The organism is Serratia sp. CoH_122_TC_1, assembly GCF_058191755.1.
Genome location: NZ_JBXWLA010000014.1, coordinates 1 through 18,234 on the forward strand (window position 1 = coordinate 1; position 18,234 = coordinate 18,234).

The following is an 18,234-nucleotide window of genomic DNA, read 5'->3' on the forward strand; positions in this document are numbered from 1 at the left end:
ATGCTGAGTGACCCCGGTAAGGTGTCGTTACGGTTAATCAGCACCAGTCGCTGACCGTGTTTGTGACACAAACGGGCAATGCCACTGTCCGGCATCCCGGACAGCACAAAAGAGGCATCTGCACGGAAGTTAATTGCCTGCTGCAATGCCTGGGAAACACTGTCATCAGAGCGATCGGTGTTAATCAACATGGCAATTTTCCCCACATCCTGCAGGTGCTGGGTCAGCAACCGTACCAGGCTGGCACGATAAGGCGTCGCCAGTTCTGAAACGATCAGGCAGACAATGCCGCTACGGTTACGCACTAGCCCCCGAGCCAAATGATTCACGTGATAACCCAACTCCTCTGCCGCTCATTCCCGAACCTGACACGCTTTTTAGGACAGAACAACAATCACAAACGTGACATACATCACATTTAAAAAAGCAACAACATTTGGGACCTTATTAAGGGCTTCTCTTCAATTTAAAAAATTAAATAAATTTAATTTCAACAAGATATATTAAATGGAGCATCCAGTCAGAGGAGCCATATTAGAGACGCCCGCTTAAGGAAACTTAAGCGGGCGTTTTGCTATTCAGCCGTCCCCTCCGTTCATAGTTACCTCAGCCTGTTGATCTTCTGTTTTTCTTTGCATATAGTTAGGCGCCATACTACATGGTGAGATCGAACATGAAACTTGAGCAAAAATACCTCTCCCTGCTCCAGGAAGCCCACCAACGCCAGCTTCCTGACCTGGAGAATATTCGATTATGCTTTCAAACACTTTCGCTGGCTTCAGCCATCGATCGGGACTGTGCCTCACTGCTGGCACCTTATGCCCTGTCTGAAGGCCGCTTCGTGATGCTGTTCTTGCTTGATGCAGCCAAAGAAGGGCTGGCACCGAATGCGCTGGCGGAAAAAGCGGGCGTAACGCGTGCCACCGTCACGGGTCTGCTCAATGGCCTTGAGCGGGAACATTTGCTTGAGCGCCACGCCGATATCAGCGATCGCCGGGCGTTACGTGTTCGGCTGACTCACAAGGGCGAACAGGTTGCCAAACAGGTTTTTGAGCAGCATAGCCGCTGGATAGCAGGATTGTTTGGGAACCTCTCCGCTAGCGAACAAACTCAACTGGGTCTGTTACTCGAAAAAGTCGCAGCCAACGTAACGCCAGCCAAAGAGGAGTCAGCGATATGAGCCACTCTCCCACGCGTAAAGGGGCAATCCGCGTTTCAGACATTGCTCCCGACATTCTGACTGCATTATCCCGTGGTGAGCAACAGAGCGCTACGCTGGTCGAAGTATTGGCTCTTGACCAAATCCTATTGCTACGCACCGTTTTCCCTACCCTCTCACCTCAATCGCTGCAAGCGGCCGAGGTGACTTGCCAACAGGGAATCGTCAAGCGAATGGCAGGCATTGGCGACATTTTATTGGCTGAACTGGGTATGGCCGGCATCGAACAATGCATGTCACACCGCTCGGATACCGTGCGTGGTTGGGCCTGTTTTATGATTGGGGCACAGACTGAAATGCGCGTAACCGAAAGGCTAGACGCTATCCGTCTTCTGGCTGACGACGGTCATTTCGGTGTCCGTGAATGGGCTTGGTTGGCGGTGCGTCCAGCTTTGGTGCTAGAGCTCGATAACGCTATCGAACAGCTGGCCGTATGGACAAGGTCACCCTCCGAACGTATTCGTCGTTTTGCCAGCGAAGCATTACGGCCACGCGGCGTCTGGTCTGCGCATATTGCTGCGCTAAAACAACAGCCTGAACGAGCACTGCCAATACTTTCCCCTTTGCGGGCCGATCCGTCCCCGTATGTACAAGACTCGCTGGCGAACTGGCTCAACGACGCCGCCAAAAGTCATCCTGACTGGGTAATGGGCTTGTGTCAGCAATGGTTGCAACCCCCTCCCTCTCCAGCGACCCAGCGTATCTGCCAACGCGCTATGCGTAATCTGAAATAAGGAGAAACCGACCATGTCTCATTACCTGATTGAACTATATTCCCCCAACACTCAATGGGGCGCTTTATCCGCCACAGAACGTCAGCAGTTCGTCGACAACGTTCAGCTTGCGATGGGCAACCTATCCCATCTTGGTGTTGAAATTCTGACGTTGAGTGAAACGGACAGCACTATCGACAAATCTACAGGCCATCGTTTTGTGGGTGTCTGGCGTTTTGCTGACATTCAAACGCGGGAGATGTTGCTCGCAGGCATTAAAGCCAGCGGCTGGTATAACTACTTCGACCATGTCAATGCAGCCGGAAGCGACAACGGTTTCGAGGCTCATTTAGTTGCCTTGGCCGCCGGATAACAATGTCGCAGCGCCGCAATAAAACAAGATATTACGCCGGTTTCAGGCCCCGCGAATGGTCCCACGCCAGACAAAATCGGCATGATATAGCCGGGTTTCACCCGGCATCTCCTGCCCCAATGCTGGCATCATGCTCTCTTCTTTCTTTTCTTCCGCCATCAGCCACGCAACGGCATCCTGCGCAAACAACGCCACCGGTTGAGTAAAGGTAGTCAGGTTATAAGAGGACCAGGCCGCCTGCGGAATATCATCGTAACCGGCAACGCACAAATCCTCTGGAATACGTAACCCAAAGCGATGACGCGCCTCATCCATAAAACCGCAGGCCAGCAGATCGGTCACGCAGAATACCGCGTCCGGCCGCTCGCGGCGGGTCAACAGCCGGTGCGCCAGGATCTGACCACTTTCATAAGATGTGGTGCCAAAACGCTCAACGCTCACCTGCAAGCCCACGCCTTCTGCCGCCTGAAGAAAACCGCGTTCACGCGCCATCAGGCTTGGCGTACCGGCCAATGAGTTGGCAAAAGCAATGCGCTGGCAGCCCGCACGGGCAAAGGCCATCACAATCCTGCCTGCCGCTTCTTCGTTATCCAGCCGGATGCTGAGTGACCCCGGTAAGGTGTCGTTACGGTTAATCAGCACCAGTCGCTGACCGTGTTTGTGACACAAACGGGCGATGCCACTGTCCGGCATCCCGGACAGCACAAAAGAGGCATCTGCACGGAAGTTAATTGCCTGCTGCAATGCCTGGGAAACACTGTCATCAGAGCGATCGGTGTTAATCAACATGGCGATTTTCCCCACATCCTGCAGGTGCTGGGTCAGCAACCGTACCAGGCTGGCACGATAAGGCGTCGCCAGTTCTGAAACGATCAGGCAGACAATGCCGCTACGGTTACGCACTAGCCCCCGAGCCAAATGATTCACGTGATAACCCAACTCTTCCGCCGCTCGCATCACCCTTTCACGGGTCGTTGCTGACACGCTGGCGCCGGGCGTATAAGTCCGTGAGACTGCCGAGCGGGAGACCCCGGCCAATTCCGCCACGTCTTTCGCACTGATCATCGCCTTGTCCGCTGTCATTTTCACATCCATCCGTTTGTGCTCTGAGAAAAGTTTGCCGTACTTTGCAAAGCTGTGCAAATTTTTATCGGTTAAAATGTTTCATTTTTGTGACGCAAAGGTTGAATTGTTTCATCACGCGATTGACAGCACAATTTTTATCCTCTAGTTATTTGCACACACGTGCAAAAAAAATAGGCGACAACGTATCGCCACCCTACACAACCAAGGAGAACACCATGCATCGCGTTACTCTGATAGCGGCTCTCGCCGCTGGCTCTGCACTCTCTGCTTCACCTGCTTTCGCCGCTGGGAAATTAAACATGATCTGCTCCGCCGATGTTGTGGTCTGCGAACAGATGACCACTCTTTTTGAGAAACAACACCCGGATATCAAAGTCAGCATGGTGCGCCTTTCCGCTGGCGAAGCCTATGCGCGTATTCGTACCGAAGCCCGCAACCCGCGCACCGATATGTGGTGGGCCGGCACCGGCGATCCGCACATGCAGGCCGCCGACGAAGGCTTAACCCAACCCTATAAATCCCCACTGCTTGATCAACAGCACGACTGGGCGCGCAAACAGGCCGAAAGTGCCGGTTACCGTACCGTTGGCGTCTACGCCGGGGCGCTGGGTTGGGGTTACAACACCAAGCTACTGGCAGATAAAAAGCTCAAGGTCCCCGCCTGCTGGAGCGATTTGCTGGATCCTGCCTATAAAGGCGAGATCCAGATGGCCAACCCGAACTCGTCCGGTACCGCCTACAACACCCTCGCCACACTGGTGCAAATCATGGGGGAAGAACCGGCCTTCGATTATCTGAAAAAACTCAACGCCAATATCTCGCAGTACACCAAATCTGGCTCGGCACCCGTGAAAGCAGCCGCGCGCGGTGAAACGACCATCGGCATCGTTTTTATGCATGATGCCGTGGCGATGCAGGTCGATGGTTTCCCGATCAAAGCGGTCGCGCCTTGCGAAGGCACCGGTTTTGAAATTGGCTCCATGTCTATCGTCAAAGGCGCACGTAACCTCAGTGAGGCCAAGGTGTGGTACGACTGGGCGCTCAGTGCAGACGCACAGTCACATATGAAAGATGCCAAATCTTTCCAGTTGCCTTCTAACCGCAACGCGGCGATTTCCGAATATGCGCCACGTTTTGAGAACATCAAACTGATCGATTACGACTTCAAAACCTACGGTGCGACAGATAAACGCAAAGCACTGCTCAGCCGCTGGGATAAAGAGATCGGCGCCAGCGCCCAATAATTCACGTCCTTTTCCTTACACATGTTATGCGCTCTGCAATAGGCCGGGCGAGGCAACACTCGCCCGTGTAACGCAGGGTGAAGGAAATATGAACTCTCGAGGTTACGATGAATGCTCAAAACCGCCGCCTTAACGGGGCTCTTGTGCTGGGCGCATTGGCATTGCTGCTACTGCCTTGGTACAGCCTGGAAGCCGGGTTCTTCGACTTTGGCTGGCTAAGTACGCTGTGGCAGGATCAGGCAAGCGCACCGGCACTGTGGCAAATTATGGTATTTCAGCGCCCCTGGCTGACCATTGCCTTGCTGATGTTACTGATTTGCGCACTGGCGCGTGTGCTGCCAGTGAGCCGCTTGCGCTCACAATTACTGCTGTGTGCCAGTGCTGTCGGCGTCGTTTTTCTGCTGTTTGAAGGCCATGCCATCGGCTACAGCGGCTGGAATTGGCAATGGAGCGAACATCTGTTTGGGGCGCTCAGCGACGGCCAACCTGCGTTTGGCGCAGGTGCTATTTTGCTCATCACCGCCTTTCTGCTGCTGTTCTCTTTTGCGCTTGCCGAACGCGGCGTCCTGAAAGGCGATGCTTTTGTGGTCGCGGCCATTGTGCTGCTGGTCGCACTGGTAACCACCTTTGTACTTTACCCGGTGCTGAGCATGTTTGTCGCTTCCGTGCAGGACGTGGACGGTTCCTTTAAACCCGATGGCCTGATCGCCAATATGCAAGACCCCGCGATTTGGAGCCTCAGTTGCCTGAAAGGCGGCAGCTGCGGAACCGCCTGGCGTACCCTGACGTTAGCGCTCATGACGGCCAGCGGTTCCACACTGCTCGGTCTGGCTTTTGCGCTGGCGGCTACGCGCACGCCGTTGCCATTCAAGAAAGGACTGCGCTTACTCACCGTCCTGCCAATCATTACGCCCCCCTTTGTGATTGGCCTGGCGCTGATGCTGCTGTTTGGCCGCGCTGGCGTCGTCACCGAACTGCTCGCCAGCCTGTTTGGCATTGAGCCCGGCCGTTGGTTGTACGGGCTGACCGGTATCTGGATTGCCCAGGTACTGTCCTTCACCCCTATAGCCTTTCTGGTGCTGATTGGCGTGGTGGAAGGGGTCAGCCCCTCGCTGGAAGAGGCTTCGCAAACGCTACGTGCGAACCGCTGGCGCACCTTCCGCTATGTTTCACTGCCGCTGATGGCACCCGGTCTGGCCAATGCTTTTCTCATTAGCTTTATCGAAAGCATGGCGGATTTTGGTAATCCGATGGTGCTTGGCGGCAGCCACGGTGTGCTGTCGACCGAGATCTTCTTCTCGGTGGTGGGTGCACAGAACGATCCGAGCCGTGCCGCGGTGCTGGCCATCATCCTACTGTGCTTCACCCTTAGCGCCTTTATTCTGCAACGCCTGTGGTTAACGGGGAAAAACTTCGCGACCGTGACCGGTAAAGGGGATTCCGGGATGCATTGCGGGCTGCCGCGTGGATTGCGTTACGGCGTATACGCGCTGGTGATCCCTTGGGGCCTGTTCACGCTGGTCATCTACGGCATGATCCTGATCGGCGGTTTCGTCCAGTCATGGGGGCTCGACAGCAGCCTGACGCTGGGCCACTACGCGCGCGCCTTTGGCTTCCAGTGGAACAATGGCCAGATAGTCTGGACCGGTGTCGCCTGGAACTCATTCTGGACGACGCTGGAAATCGCGCTGATCGCCGCGCCGCTCACCGCCATCGTTGGCCTGCTCACTGCGTGGCTGATCGTGCGCCAGAAATTTGCCGGTCGCCAAACCTTTGAGTTTTTATTGATGCTCAGCTTTGCCATTCCCGGCACGGTCATCGGCGTCAGTTACATTATGGCTTACAACCTGCCCCCCCTGGAGATCACCGGCACCGCCCTGATTCTGGTCGCCTGTTTTGTGTTCCGCAACATGCCGGTGGGTGTGCGCGGTGGCATTGCCGCCATGAGCCAGCTGGATCGTAGCCTGGATGAAGCCTCACTGACGCTGCGCGCCAGCAGTTTCCGCACCCTGCGCAAAGTGATTTTGCCGCTGTTGAAACCGGCGATCAGCGCGGCTCTGGTCTATGCCTTCGTGCGTGCCATTACCTCCATCAGCGCGGTGATCTTCCTGGTTAGCGCCCAGTACAACATGGCCACGTCCTACATCGTTGGGTTGGTCGAAAATGGGGAATACGGCGTGGCTATCGCCTACTCCTCGGTGCTTATCGTTGTGATGCTGGCGGTGATCCTCACCTTCCAGTTACTGGTCGGCGAACGCCGCCTGCGTCGCGCAATCCGTATTACCACACCGCCGGTGACGCCTCCACCGGCTCTACATCAGGAGAATGCCGTATGACTGCCATTCGTTCCGGCTCGGTGGTGTTTGAAAACGTCACCAAACAATTTGCCGATTTCACCGCCGTACCCGGCCTGTCACTCACCGTCGAACCTGGCACGCTGGTCACACTGCTCGGTCCGTCTGGCTGTGGCAAAACCACTACCCTGCGCCTGTTGGCAGGCCTGGAGCATCCAACCTCTGGCCGTATTCTGATCGGCGGCAAGGACGTCACGCACCTGCCCGCCAACGAACGCGACGTCGCAATGGTGTTCCAATCCTATGCGTTGTTCCCACATATGAACGCGTTGGACAACGTGATGTATGGCCTGCTTGCCAGCGGTCTGCCGCGTAAAGAAGCGCAGGACCGGGCACGCGAAGGGCTCACACTGGTCGGTCTGGAAAAGATGGGCCAACGTCTCCCCGCCGAACTCTCTGGCGGACAGCAGCAGCGTATTGCCGTAGCGCGTGCGCTGGTATTGGAACCGCAGGTGTTGCTGCTCGACGAGCCATTATCCAACCTTGACGAACGTTTGCGCCGCCGTGTCCGCACTGAAATTCGTGATTTGCAGCAGCGCCTTGGTTTCACTGCGGTGTACGTCACCCACGATCAAGAAGAGGCATTAGCGGTCTCCGATAAGATTATCGTCATGAAAGAAGGGCATATTGCCCAACAGGGCGCACCTCAGGAGCTTTATCATTCACCAGCTTCCGTGTTTATCGCCGACTTTATGGGCGAGGCCAATATCCTGCCCTGTGACATTGAGCGCGTCGAAGATGGTCAGGCGCTGATCACCCTCGGCAGTCGCCAGTATCGGGTACCGGGTGCCAAAGCACGTCCCGGCACCGCGCAACTGTCGGTGCGCCCGCAGTTTATTACCCTGCAGCCGGAGCAAGATGGCGCATTGAACGGGGAGATAACCCACAGTACCTGGCTTGGGGACCATATTGAATATGAAGTGAAGACCGATCTCGGTGCGCTATTTATTGTCGACGTTCAGATGGAACGCCAGTTGGCACCCGCCACACGCGTGGCCATTGATTTCAAATCTCAGGGGCTGGCACTGATTGCCCAGTGAGCCTCACAACGTTAAGGATCAAACATGAATGAGCCCATTTCCCAGCGCCTGTTGTTGGCCGAACAGGCGGCACGCGCCGCAGGCAGCAAAGCGCTGGACTATTTTAACCGCCGCGAGAGCCTGGTGATTGAAACCAAACGCGATGCGCAGGACGTGGTTTCCATTGCTGACCGCGAAGTTGAACTGTTGATCCGCGAACAGATCGCCAGCCAGTTTCCGCAGGACGGTTTTTTGGGGGAGGAGTTTGGCCTGCAGCCCGGTGAGTCGGGTTACACCTGGGTGGTGGATCCCATCGATGGCACCAGCCCTTTTGTTAACGGTATGCCAAACTGGTGTGTGTCTATTGCCGTGATTCACCACGGCGAACCGGTGATCGGCGTGATCGTCGCACCCTGCCAGCAAGAATGTTTTATCGCGGCGCGCGGCGCGGGGGCCACTCTCAATGGCAAACCGCTGCGCGTAGACCCAAAACGCACGATGCAAAACCACGTCACCGGTTTTGGTGCCAACAGCTATGTGACGCCTGAACGCGTCGGTGAGATCGCCGCCGGGATCACCGCGGCCGGTGGCAATTTCTTCCGCAATGGTTCGGGTGCCATGATGCTGGCTTGGGTTGCAGCAGGGCGTCTGGTGGGTTACTACGAACCTTATATGCATGCCTGGGATTGTCTGGCGGGATATTGCCTGGTCAACGAAGCCGGCGGCTGGACGCATCCATTTAACACCGAAGGGGAACATTTTCTCCGGGGTGGCCCGGTGCTGGCGGTGGCTCCAGGGGCCAAACAAGATTTAATGCAGATCGCGCAGCTGTAGTTGATACTGCTAACAAATATGTTTAAGGGTTAAATCGGGTCGAACATGTTCGACCCGATTTAACCCGTTGAGTATGCTCAAGGGCGCAGCATGCAGCGCCCTTACTTTTAGAGCCTACAAGCCGCGTTTTTCCATCAACACCGCCAGATCAACCAAACGGTTGGAGAAGCCCCATTCATTGTCGTACCAAGCCAAAACCTTGACCAGATTGCCACCGATAACCAACGTTGACAGCCCATCGATAATGGATGAGCGCGGGTCGCCTTTATAATCGCTCGATACCAAAGGCTCATCGCTGTAGCCCAAAATATCTTTGAGAGGGCCCGACTGCGCAGCCTGACGGAACGCGGCGTTGATCTCTTCAGCCGTCACGTCGCGTTTCAACGTCACCGTTAAGTCAACGATAGACACCACCGGCACCGGCACCCGCAGCGAATAACCGGTCAGACGGCCATCGAGTTCAGGGATCACCTTGCCGAGCGCTTTGGCCGCCCCGCTGGAGTAAGGCACAATCGACTCTGCTGCGGCGCGAGCGCCACGCAAGTCTTTTTCCGGTTGGTCATGCAATGCCTGGCTATTGGTATAAGCATGCGTGGTATTCATCAGGCCGTATTCAATCCCGAAGGCCTGATGCAGCACCTGCGCCGCGGGCGCCAAACCGTTGGTGGTGCAACTGCCGTTGCTGACCACGCGGTGCTTGGCCGGATCGTACAGGTCCTGATTAACGCCCATCACTATGGTTATATCGTCGTCCTTGCCTGGCGCCGAGATAATCACTCGCTTGGCCCCACCCTTCGTGATGTGCACTTCGGCCTTGGCTTTGTCCGTAAAGAACCCCGTCGCTTCGATGACGACATCAACGCCCACGCTTTTCCATGGGATTGCGCCCGGATCTCTTTCGGAGAAAACATGAATTGGCCGACCATCGAGCAGCAGTTGGTTTTCACCGGCTTCGACACTGGCTGCCAAGGTACCCGACAGCGAGTCGTATTTCAGCAAATGCGCCAAGGTTTTGCTGTCGGTCAAATCGTTGATCGCCACAACCTCAAAGTCACTGCGACCTAACGCAGCACGCAAAACATTCCTGCCGATTCTGCCGAATCCATTAATGCCTACTTTGACCATGTTCTACTCCTTCGTTATTGGCTTTGCTGTAAATTTAAGCCGGAGAGACATTGTCGTAAATGACGTTTATAGATCAATTTACGCCAAAATGCGTGAATGAAAACGTTCGCGGTACTCGGTCGGTGTGAGGTGCAAATGCCGTTCAAAAACGCGCCGCAGATTGAGGCCATTGCCAAACCCACAGTTCATGGCGATTTGCTCAATACCTTCAGCACTCTGCTCCAACCGTTGTCGAGCCAGATACAGACGCCCTTCTTCAACAAATTTAGCGGGTGAAATGCCGGTTTCACGCGTGAACACGCGGGTAAAGTTTCGCGGACTCATGGCGACCCGTTCTGCCAGTTTTTCGACACCAAGATCGCTGGACAGGTTTTCCAGGATCCAGGACTGGAGATCACGAATCGGGCCGGGCGTTTTGGCCTGATTCAAGGGATAACGGCTGAACTGTGCCTGCCCCCCGGGCCGGCGCAGGAACATCACCAGATCTTGCGCCACTTCACGGGCCTGCACGAATCCGTAATCATCCTCCACCAATGCCAGGGTGAGATCGAACCCGGAACTGACCCCGCCGGAGGTCCAGACAGCGCCATCTTGCACGTAGATCGGCCCATTTTCGACTTTCACTTTGGGGAAACGAGCCTGCAACGTTTCCAGCAGTCGCCAATGCGTGGTTGCCCGGCGCCCATCCAGCAAGCCGGCCTCGGCCAGCAGCATGGCCCCGCCGCAAACTGACGCCACACGTCGCGCTTTAGGGGCTGCACGACGCAGCCAATCGACCACATAGGCACTTTCTTCCGCTGTCGCCCCTTTGCCGGTCACGATGATGGTATCGCGTTCCTCCTCAGGTTCGAGATCGGCCAGGCGGTGATCGGCCAACAGATTCAAGCCGGAGGAACCATGCACCACCCGGTGAGACTGGGTGGTGACTATCGCCATCTGGTAGAGCGGCGCGTCATCAGGCCTCAAGCGGTTGGCTTGCATCAAAATATCGGCGATGCCCGCCGACTCAAACAACATGCCCCCTTCAGGGACGATGATCAGGAATGTATGCATGTCCTTAAAATACAAATAAGACAAAATAAGTCAACAACGCTTCTCTCGCTGAGAAGCGTTCTGGCGTTTAGCGCCACCCTAACGCCGGGGCGACATGGGTCAAGATGGATTCAATCACATGGGCGTTATAATCGACGCCCAACTGGTTCGGCACGGTCAACAGCAAGGTGTCCGCTTCGGCTATCGCTTCGTCCTGCGCCAATTGTTTGATCAACAACTCCGGCTCGGCGGCATAACTGCGGCCGAATACGGCCCGCGTCTGCTGATCGATATACCCCACCTGATCGCTATCCTGGCCGCTGTTGCCGAAGTAGCTGCGATCCTGCTGGTTCATCAGCGCAAAAATACTGCGGCTGACCGACACGCGCGGCTCACGCTGGTGCCCTGCTGCCTTCCAGGCCGCACGGTACTCACGGATCTGCTTGGCCTGCTGCACGTGGAACGGCTCGCCGGTCTCATCATTTTTTAACGTTGAGCTTTGCAGGTTCATCCCCAGTTTCGCCGCCCAGACTGCCGTGGCGTTCGAGCTGGCCCCCCACCAGATCCGATCCCGCAAACCCGCGGAGAAAGGCTCAACACGCAGCAGACCGGGCGGGTTGGGGAACATCGGCTGCGGATTCGGTTCGGCAAAGCCTTCACCACGCAGCGCATCGAGGAACACGTCGGTATGGCGACGCGCCATGTCGGCTTCAGTCTCGCCTTCTGCAGGCGTGTAGCCAAAGTAACGCCAGCCTTCAATGACCTGCTCAGGTGAGCCGCGGCTGATCCCAAGTTGCAACCGTCCACCGGAGATCAAATCAGCAGCACCCGCGTCTTCGACCATATAAAGCGGGTTTTCATAGCGCATGTCGATCACGCCGGTGCCGATCTCAATACGCTGCGTTTTTGCCCCAATGGCAGCCAGCAGCGGGAACGGCGAAGCGAGCTGGCGGGCAAAGTGATGCACACGGAAGTAAGCCCCGTCCGCCCCCAGCTCTTCTGCCGCGACGGCCAGATCGATGGATTGCAATAACGCATCCGCAGCAGACCGGGTACCCGACTGTGACGACGGCGTCCAGTGACCAAACGAGAGAAATCCAATTTTCTTCATAGGAGTAGCCCTTAGATTCAATTATGACCGAGTTACAGTGACAAAAATGCCCCTCCTCAGGCCAGAAAAATTGTGTGCGACCGCACTAAACGAACCGTTTTTGGCTGCCGAAAAATGCCCTCATCGTTGCCCAACGCAACCGCCCGCCCGTTGTAATCAAAAAGTAAATATCGTATAACAAGCTCCTCCGAGGGGTGTCCTGTTACGGGCTGAGATGGCGCAAGCCGAACCCTTTGAACCTGATCTGGGTCATGCCAGCGAAGGGACGGGTCGGCAATAACACCATCAGTCATTGCCTGTTCATACCTCAGCGCGCCCGGATCTCCACACACTTTTGGAGGTCCCATGTTTACCCCTCAATTTGAAAATGGTCTTTACGGACGGCTGCGCCAGCAGGCTGGTCGCCACTGGCAGGACTACGTCGAACACCCTTTTATTCAGCAACTGGCCGCAGGCACCCTACCTGACCCGGCATTCCGTCGCTATTTGACACAGGATTACCTGTTCCTGATTCACTTTGCCCGCGCCTATGCGCTGCTGGTCAGCAAACTGCGTACTCTGCCGGAGATGCGTGCAGCCACCGCCTCACTCAATGCCATTGTCGCCGAACTGCCTTTGCATCTGGCCTATTGCGCAGACTGGGGGCTGAGCGAACCCGACATTGCCGCCGAACCAGAGGCCGCGGAAACCCTTAACTACACCCGCTATGTGCTCGATATCGGCCACGCCGGTGATGCACTCGATCTGCTGGCCGCTCTGATGCCCTGCGTCGCCGGCTATGCCGAAATAGGCCTGCGGCTGCTTAACGATCCCGCCACCGTGATGGAAGGCAACCCTTATGCCTCATGGATCCGTAACTATGGTGACCCCGCCTATTTATCTGGGGTGCAGGCCGCACTCGACCTGCTGGAAAACGTGGGCCACCAACGTGGGGCTGAAAGCCGCCTGGCCGAACTGTCGACCATTTTCACCACCGCCACCCGGCTGGAATCTGCCTTCTGGCAAATGGGGTTGAATGCCCAATGAGCATCGGCAAGGCCCCGAATGAGGGGACCAGACCAGGAATTCAGGTCCGGGATTTGACCCTGCGTTTTGGTCAGCAGGTGATTTTCGACCGGCTAAATTTCGATATTGCAGGCGGCAATGTTGTGGCGTTGCTCGGCGCCAGCGGTGCGGGTAAAACCAGCTTGCTGAAGATCATTGCCGGGTTGGCGAAACCCACGTCCGGTACGGTCACCGGCAGCGATGGCTTACCGATCGTAGGACGCATCGCCTACATGGGGCAAAAGGATCTGCTCTATCCATGGCTGACCATTGATCAGAACATTAGCCTCGGTGCACGGCTGCGGGGTGAAAAAGTCGACCGCGCCTGGGCAGAACATTTACTGGAACGCGTGGGCCTGAGCGGCTATGGCAGCGCCTTGCCTGCGGCACTGTCCGGTGGCATGCGCCAACGTGCAGCCATCGCCCGCACGCTGTATGAACGTCAACCGATCGTCTTGATGGATGAACCTTTCTCGGCGCTGGACACCATTACCCGCGCCAAAATCCAGCAGCTTGCCGCCGATCTGCTTGCGCAGCATACCGTGTTACTGATCACCCACGATCCGATGGAAGCCTGCCGCCTTAGTCACCGCTTGCTGGTCCTGTCACGCTATCCCGCCGGCATTGACGACAGCCATGTCATTGAAGGCTTGCCGCCACGGGCACCGGACGACCCTCAACTGCTGAAAAGCCAAAGCGAGCTACTGCTACAACTGGTGAGGGCCGCCGAATGAAGCCGCCGAGTGAAAGCCGCCTGTCGCGGATGCGCCGCAGCCTGACGGTATTTGCCGGCCTGTTACTGCTGTGGGGAGGGATAACGTTGGGTGATATTCCCGCCTTTTTGTTGCCCTCACCTTCTGCGGTCGCGCAGGCACTTTGGAATGACCGGGCTTATCTCGCTTATCACACGTTGATTACGGCGTCAGAAATCGCCTGCGGCCTGCTGGCAGGGGTATTGCTGGGGGCCGTGTTAGCACTGTGCATGATTTTTTCCCCCCGCCTGCAACGCTGGTTGATGCCCTTGGTGCTGACCAGCCAGGCGATCCCGGTGTTTGCGTTGGCCCCGTTGTTGGTGCTGTGGTTTGGTTTTGGCATGAGCGCCAAAGTGGTGATGGCGGTACTGGTGATTTTCTTCCCTGTAACCTCCGCCTTCTTTGATGGACTGCGGCGGGTCAATAACGACTATCTCGATCTGGCACGTACCCTGCGCGCCTCACCCTGGGCCCAACTGCGGCACGTTCGGCTGATGGCGGCGCTGCCGGCCTTCGGTTCCGGGCTGCGCATGGCCGCCGCCGTCGCCCCGATAGGGGCCATCATCGGCGAATGGGTCGGCTCGGCGGAAGGTTTGGGGTACGTAATGCTTAACGCTAATGCGCGCATGCAGACTGACGTCTGTTTTGCCGCGCTGTTTATTCTGGTGCTGATGACCGTCTTGCTCTGGGTGACCGTGGACGCGCTGCTGCTGCGCCTGATCGATTGGGCACCGGAAAATAACTGATAATAAGGAACCAACCATGATTAAAAAGACCCTCTGCGGGCTGCTGCTCAGCGCTACGCTGGCCGGGCAAGCAACCGCCGCTGAAAAACTGACGCTGGTGCTCGATTGGTATATCAACCCCGATCACGCGCCGATAATGGTGGCCGATCAGATCGGTGCCTTCAAGGCCGAGGGCCTCGACGTCAAGATAGTGCCACCTTCCGACCCGGCGCTACCGCCACGTCTGGTGGCGGCAAAACAGGCCGATCTTGCCATCACCTATCAACCGCAGTTGCACTTCTTCGCTGACCAGGGCTTGCCGCTGGTGCGCATAGGAACCCTGATTAATTCGCCACTCAATACCGTTATTACGCTGGATAAGCGCATCACCACCCCGGCAGGGCTTAAGGGCAAAAAAATCGGTTATTCGGTCAGCGGCATTGAACAGGCCACGCTGGCAACCATGCTCGAACATGAGCATCTCAACCCCAATGACACCAAACTGATTAACGTTAACTTCCAACTGACCAGCGCCCTGCTGGCAGGCCAGGTCGATGCGGTGATCGGCGGGTACCGCAATATTGAAGCGCTAGAATTGAAATTACAGGGGAAAGATCCGGTGGTGTTTAACGTGGAAGACTATGGCGTCCCCGCCTACGACGAACTGATCATCGTCGCCAATCGCGACACCATCACTGAGCCGAAAATCAAAAAATTCCTCGCGGCACTAAAAAAAGGCGGCGACTACCTGCACGCCCATCCGCAGGAAAGCTGGCTAGCATTCGCCAAAGCCCATCCGGAACTGAATACCGCGCTGAACAAACAGGCATGGCAAGCCAGCTTGCCGCTGTTTGCCCGCGATCCGGCCAAGCTGGATAAAGCGCGCTATCAAGCCTACGAACAATTCCTGTTCGACAACAAGTTGATCAAGAAAATCACCCCCGTGGAACAATACGCGGTGGAACTGCATTAAGCCGTTATCGGGCTCAGCCTATGAACTGCGCCCTTCTCTATGATGCCCTCCCTTTTCGCTGGCGTGATTAGTGTCACACTATTGTCACAAAAATCGCCAATCACACTCTGAGCCAGCAGAGCGATGCAAACACGCATTGCTCTGACGGTTTCAATGCGCTATACCCTCCTCTTTCTCGCGGCGGCAGCGGTCAGCGGCGTTGACCAGAGCACTAAAGTTTTTCTTTTTAATCAGACAGGGTACGGTGGATGGTTTCAGCATTAATCTCGTTTGCACTTTTTATCGCCTCAATTTTAATCTACCGGACCCGGGGCGCTGCCAACCGCTGGTGGCTTGCCACTCTGCTGACGCTGCTGGGCAGCTATCTGATCCTCAACGTTGTCCTGATCGCCAGCAACTACTTTACCGGTGACGGCATCACCGACGCGGTAATTTACACCCTCACCAGCAGCCTGAAAGGTGCCGGCGTCGGCAAATACCTGCTGCCGTTTATCGGCCTGTTGGCGGTACTGGCGCTGATCTTCGCCGTACTCACCTGGAGCCTGGTCCGACGCAAAGCGAAAAGCAGCAGTGTGGTATACAGTGTGATCGCCGTGTTGCTGGCCTTGTTTTCCGTCGGCACTACTCCCGCCTTTCAGGATATCTCCCTACTGGTCAGAAGCCAGATCAGCGGGGACACCAGCGATTTTGATACCTATTACAAAGCCCCCAAAAGAAGCGTACAGGGCAAAGCGCCGAACCTGGTGTATATCTATGCAGAGAGCCTGGAAAGAACCTACTTCGATCAGCAACTTTTCCCCGGCCTCGCTGACGAACTGAACCAACATCGTGAAAACAGCATCGACTTCAGCAACACCCAACAGTTGCCAGGCACCGGTTATACCATTGCCGGCATGGTGGCCTCACAGTGTGGCATCCCGCTGTTTGCCCCTTTCGACGGTAACGCCTCCAGCGCCGTGTCTACCTTTTACCCGGAAAACGTCTGTCTGGGCGATGTACTGAAGTCCGCCGGTTATGATAACTACTTTTATCAGGGCGCCGATCTGGCCTTCGCCGGTAAAGACACCTTTCTGAAATCGCACGGTTTCGATCATGCCTACGGCTTCAAAGAACTGCGTGGGCAGGTCAGCGATCCCAGTTACAAAAATGACTGGGGCTGGTACGACGATACCGTTCTGGATGTGGTGTTCGACAAATTTGTTGAACTGTCTAAGCAGAATAAAACGTTTTCACTGTTTACACTGACCGTCGACACCCATCACCCGGACGGGTTTATCTCCGCCAGTTGCAGCAAAAACACATTCAGCTGGCAGAACAAAGAGAACCGTTCATTAAGCGCGGTAGCCTGTAGCCAGCAGCATATCGCGGCGCTGATCGATAAAATCAAGGCATCCGACTATTTCAAAAACACCGTCATCGTGGTGTCTTCGGATCATCTGGCGATGAATAACACCGCCTATGACGTTCTGACCAAACAGAAACGCCGTAACCTGTTCTTTATCATTGACGGCACTCGCCCACAGACCGCGCTGCATAACGAAAAACGCAGCACGTTGGACAACGGCGCCACGGTATTGGACGTGATGGGCGGCGATAACTACATAGGCCTAGGCCGCAGCAGCTTCTCCAGCCCAACGCTGTCTACTGTTTTCATGAATATCGATGAGAAGATCAACGCCTGGAAACCGGCGGTAGTGAAACAATGGGGCTTCCCAAACCGCATTGACAACTTCACCCTGGGTAACCAAGGCAACAGTTTTACCTTCTCCGGTATCACCTTTAAGGTGCCATTTATCTTGAAAGTGGCAGATAACAAAATTGAGCCGATGTTTAACGTTTATCTGTCCACGCCGCTGAAAAAGCAGCTTGCTGGCTTGGGCGCAGGTGAAAAATTCGTTTGGGTCGACAAATGTTATGAAATTGGCCGGGTATGGGCACCTGAAATGGCACTGAGCACCGAAACCTGCGTCGCATCAGGCAATCTGGCCGCCCCGCCGCAGATCGTACAGGCCAAAGGGGGGAACTACCGCGGCAAGGTCAACTTTAGCGGGCCAGAAGCAGACAGCGTTGCCGCTTATCAACGCGCCATAGAACGGTTGAATGTGGACGATGCCGCCGTTAAATATCAGGCAGATGCCATCGCATTTATGCTGCCGGGCATGCCGGAATACGTGAAGGCCATCACCGGGGTTTCCAGCGTTGAAGACTGGGGCCGCTGGTCAGATGCCAATCTGGCACCGGCGGTGAATATCGATTATGTCGCCCCTCTGCCGCCCGCCTTCGATCTGGTGCTACGCGCTCGCGCCTACGGTAAAAACGTTGGCGAGCCGATCTCCGTGCGCGTTGGCGAGCAGGAACAGTTTGTGACGCTCACCGAGCAGGACACCACCGTAACCCTGCGCTTCGACAACCCCGGCGGCGCACAGAACATCAGTATCACGCCACCGACGCCGACTGAACCGCAGGAAGGTGCCAGTGGTGGCTTTACCCCGAAGAAACTGGGCATTGGCCTGGTGTCGCTGAAGATAGAACAAACCGCCCCCGCCTCCTGAGCCTCACCTTGTAAGGGCGCCGCATGCGGCGCCCGCGTTAATCGGGGCGAATGTATTCGCCCCCTGCAGCAAATCCCC

At 56.1% G+C, this 18,234-nt stretch carries 16 protein-coding genes, 1 pseudogene and 1 riboswitch; of the genes and pseudogenes, 12 read left to right on the top strand and 5 right to left on the bottom strand.

The genetic code is table 11. The annotated features are described in order from the left end of the window. A pseudogene (locus AC2FC2_RS17735) lies at positions 1-353 on the bottom strand (LacI family transcriptional regulator); the annotation flags it as partial. Positions 354-673: 320 nt separating this feature from the next. Between AC2FC2_RS17735 and AC2FC2_RS17740 the strand changes: the two are divergent. The 3 genes from AC2FC2_RS17740 to AC2FC2_RS17750 are packed head-to-tail and all read left to right on the top strand — an operon-like array spanning position 674 to position 2,305. Then, positions 674-1,180: a MarR family winged helix-turn-helix transcriptional regulator gene (locus AC2FC2_RS17740; protein WP_490659638.1), complete on the top strand. Its 507-nt coding sequence runs from the start codon at positions 674-676 to the stop codon at positions 1,178-1,180. Continuing rightward, positions 1,177-1,953, top strand: coding sequence for a DNA alkylation repair protein (locus AC2FC2_RS17745; RefSeq protein ID WP_490659639.1), 777 nt, complete (start codon positions 1,177-1,179; stop codon positions 1,951-1,953). The genes AC2FC2_RS17740 and AC2FC2_RS17745 overlap by 4 nt, the downstream gene beginning before the upstream one ends. Before the next feature lie 13 nt (positions 1,954-1,966). Beyond that, positions 1,967-2,305, top strand: coding sequence for a DUF6616 family protein (locus AC2FC2_RS17750; protein ID WP_209635852.1), 339 nt, complete (start codon positions 1,967-1,969; stop codon positions 2,303-2,305). 42 nt (positions 2,306-2,347) lie between these two features. Here AC2FC2_RS17750 and AC2FC2_RS17755 read toward each other — a convergent pair whose 3' ends face one another. Then, a complete protein-coding gene (locus AC2FC2_RS17755) occupies positions 2,348-3,388 on the bottom strand; it encodes a LacI family DNA-binding transcriptional regulator (RefSeq protein ID WP_490659640.1) in 1,041 nt (346 codons plus the stop codon). 218 nt (positions 3,389-3,606) lie between these two features. Here AC2FC2_RS17755 and AC2FC2_RS17760 point away from each other — a divergent pair, with 218 nt between their 5' ends. The 4 genes from AC2FC2_RS17760 to AC2FC2_RS17775 all read left to right on the top strand — a co-directional run bounded on the left by AC2FC2_RS17760 (position 3,607) and on the right by AC2FC2_RS17775 (position 8,842). Beyond that, entirely contained in the window at positions 3,607-4,635 is a 1,029-nt protein-coding gene (locus AC2FC2_RS17760) for an ABC transporter substrate-binding protein (protein ID WP_490659641.1), read from the top strand. A 107-nt stretch (positions 4,636-4,742) separates the two neighbouring features. Next, positions 4,743-6,971, top strand: coding sequence for an ABC transporter permease (locus AC2FC2_RS17765; protein WP_490659642.1), 2,229 nt, complete (start codon positions 4,743-4,745; stop codon positions 6,969-6,971). Beyond that, complete coding sequence (locus tag AC2FC2_RS17770) at positions 6,968-8,029, top strand: ABC transporter ATP-binding protein (protein WP_490659643.1); 1,062 nt, start codon at positions 6,968-6,970, stop codon at positions 8,027-8,029. The genes AC2FC2_RS17765 and AC2FC2_RS17770 overlap by 4 nt, the downstream gene beginning before the upstream one ends. Positions 8,030-8,053: 24 nt before the next feature. Next, complete coding sequence (locus AC2FC2_RS17775; RefSeq protein WP_404759305.1) at positions 8,054-8,842, top strand: inositol monophosphatase family protein; 789 nt, start codon at positions 8,054-8,056, stop codon at positions 8,840-8,842. A 114-nt stretch (positions 8,843-8,956) separates the two neighbouring features. On the opposite strand, the gene gap is transcribed toward AC2FC2_RS17775, so the two are convergent. The 3 genes from gap to AC2FC2_RS17790 form a co-directional block, all read right to left on the bottom strand. Beyond that, positions 8,957-9,967 (bottom strand): type I glyceraldehyde-3-phosphate dehydrogenase, encoded by a 1,011-nt coding sequence (gap, locus tag AC2FC2_RS17780; protein WP_490659644.1) that lies wholly within the window; start codon positions 9,965-9,967, stop codon positions 8,957-8,959. 78 nt (positions 9,968-10,045) lie between these two features. Continuing rightward, complete coding sequence (locus AC2FC2_RS17785) at positions 10,046-11,020, bottom strand: GlxA family transcriptional regulator (RefSeq protein ID WP_265554098.1); 975 nt, start codon at positions 11,018-11,020, stop codon at positions 10,046-10,048. A gap of 67 nt (positions 11,021-11,087) precedes the next feature. Beyond that, positions 11,088-12,110, bottom strand: a complete 1,023-nt coding sequence (locus AC2FC2_RS17790) for an LLM class flavin-dependent oxidoreductase (protein WP_209635868.1) — start codon at positions 12,108-12,110, stop codon at positions 11,088-11,090. Positions 12,111-12,290: 180 nt separating this feature from the next. Continuing rightward, positions 12,291-12,393, top strand: a riboswitch (TPP riboswitch). A 62-nt stretch (positions 12,394-12,455) separates the two neighbouring features. On the opposite strand from AC2FC2_RS17790, the gene tenA reads away from it, so the two are divergent. The 5 genes from tenA (at position 12,456) to opgB (ending at position 18,156) form a co-directional block, all read left to right on the top strand. Further along, on the top strand, positions 12,456-13,136 hold the full coding sequence (gene tenA / locus AC2FC2_RS17795) for a thiaminase II (protein ID WP_490659645.1): 681 nt from the start codon (positions 12,456-12,458) through the stop codon (positions 13,134-13,136). Next, complete coding sequence (locus tag AC2FC2_RS17800; protein WP_490308870.1) at positions 13,133-13,888, top strand: ABC transporter ATP-binding protein; 756 nt, start codon at positions 13,133-13,135, stop codon at positions 13,886-13,888. The genes tenA and AC2FC2_RS17800 overlap by 4 nt, the downstream gene beginning before the upstream one ends. Then, positions 13,885-14,652: an ABC transporter permease gene (locus AC2FC2_RS17805; protein ID WP_490659646.1), complete on the top strand. Its 768-nt coding sequence runs from the start codon at positions 13,885-13,887 to the stop codon at positions 14,650-14,652. The genes AC2FC2_RS17800 and AC2FC2_RS17805 overlap by 4 nt, the downstream gene beginning before the upstream one ends. A 16-nt stretch (positions 14,653-14,668) precedes the next feature. After that, complete coding sequence (locus AC2FC2_RS17810; RefSeq protein WP_209635878.1) at positions 14,669-15,604, top strand: ABC transporter substrate-binding protein; 936 nt, start codon at positions 14,669-14,671, stop codon at positions 15,602-15,604. 248 nt (positions 15,605-15,852) lie between these two features. Continuing rightward, positions 15,853-18,156 carry a phosphatidylglycerol--membrane-oligosaccharide glycerophosphotransferase gene (gene opgB / locus AC2FC2_RS17815; RefSeq protein WP_490659647.1) on the top strand — a complete coding sequence of 768 codons (2,304 nt, stop codon included), beginning with the start codon at positions 15,853-15,855 and terminating at the stop codon, positions 18,154-18,156. Positions 18,157-18,234: the final 78 nt, after the last annotated feature.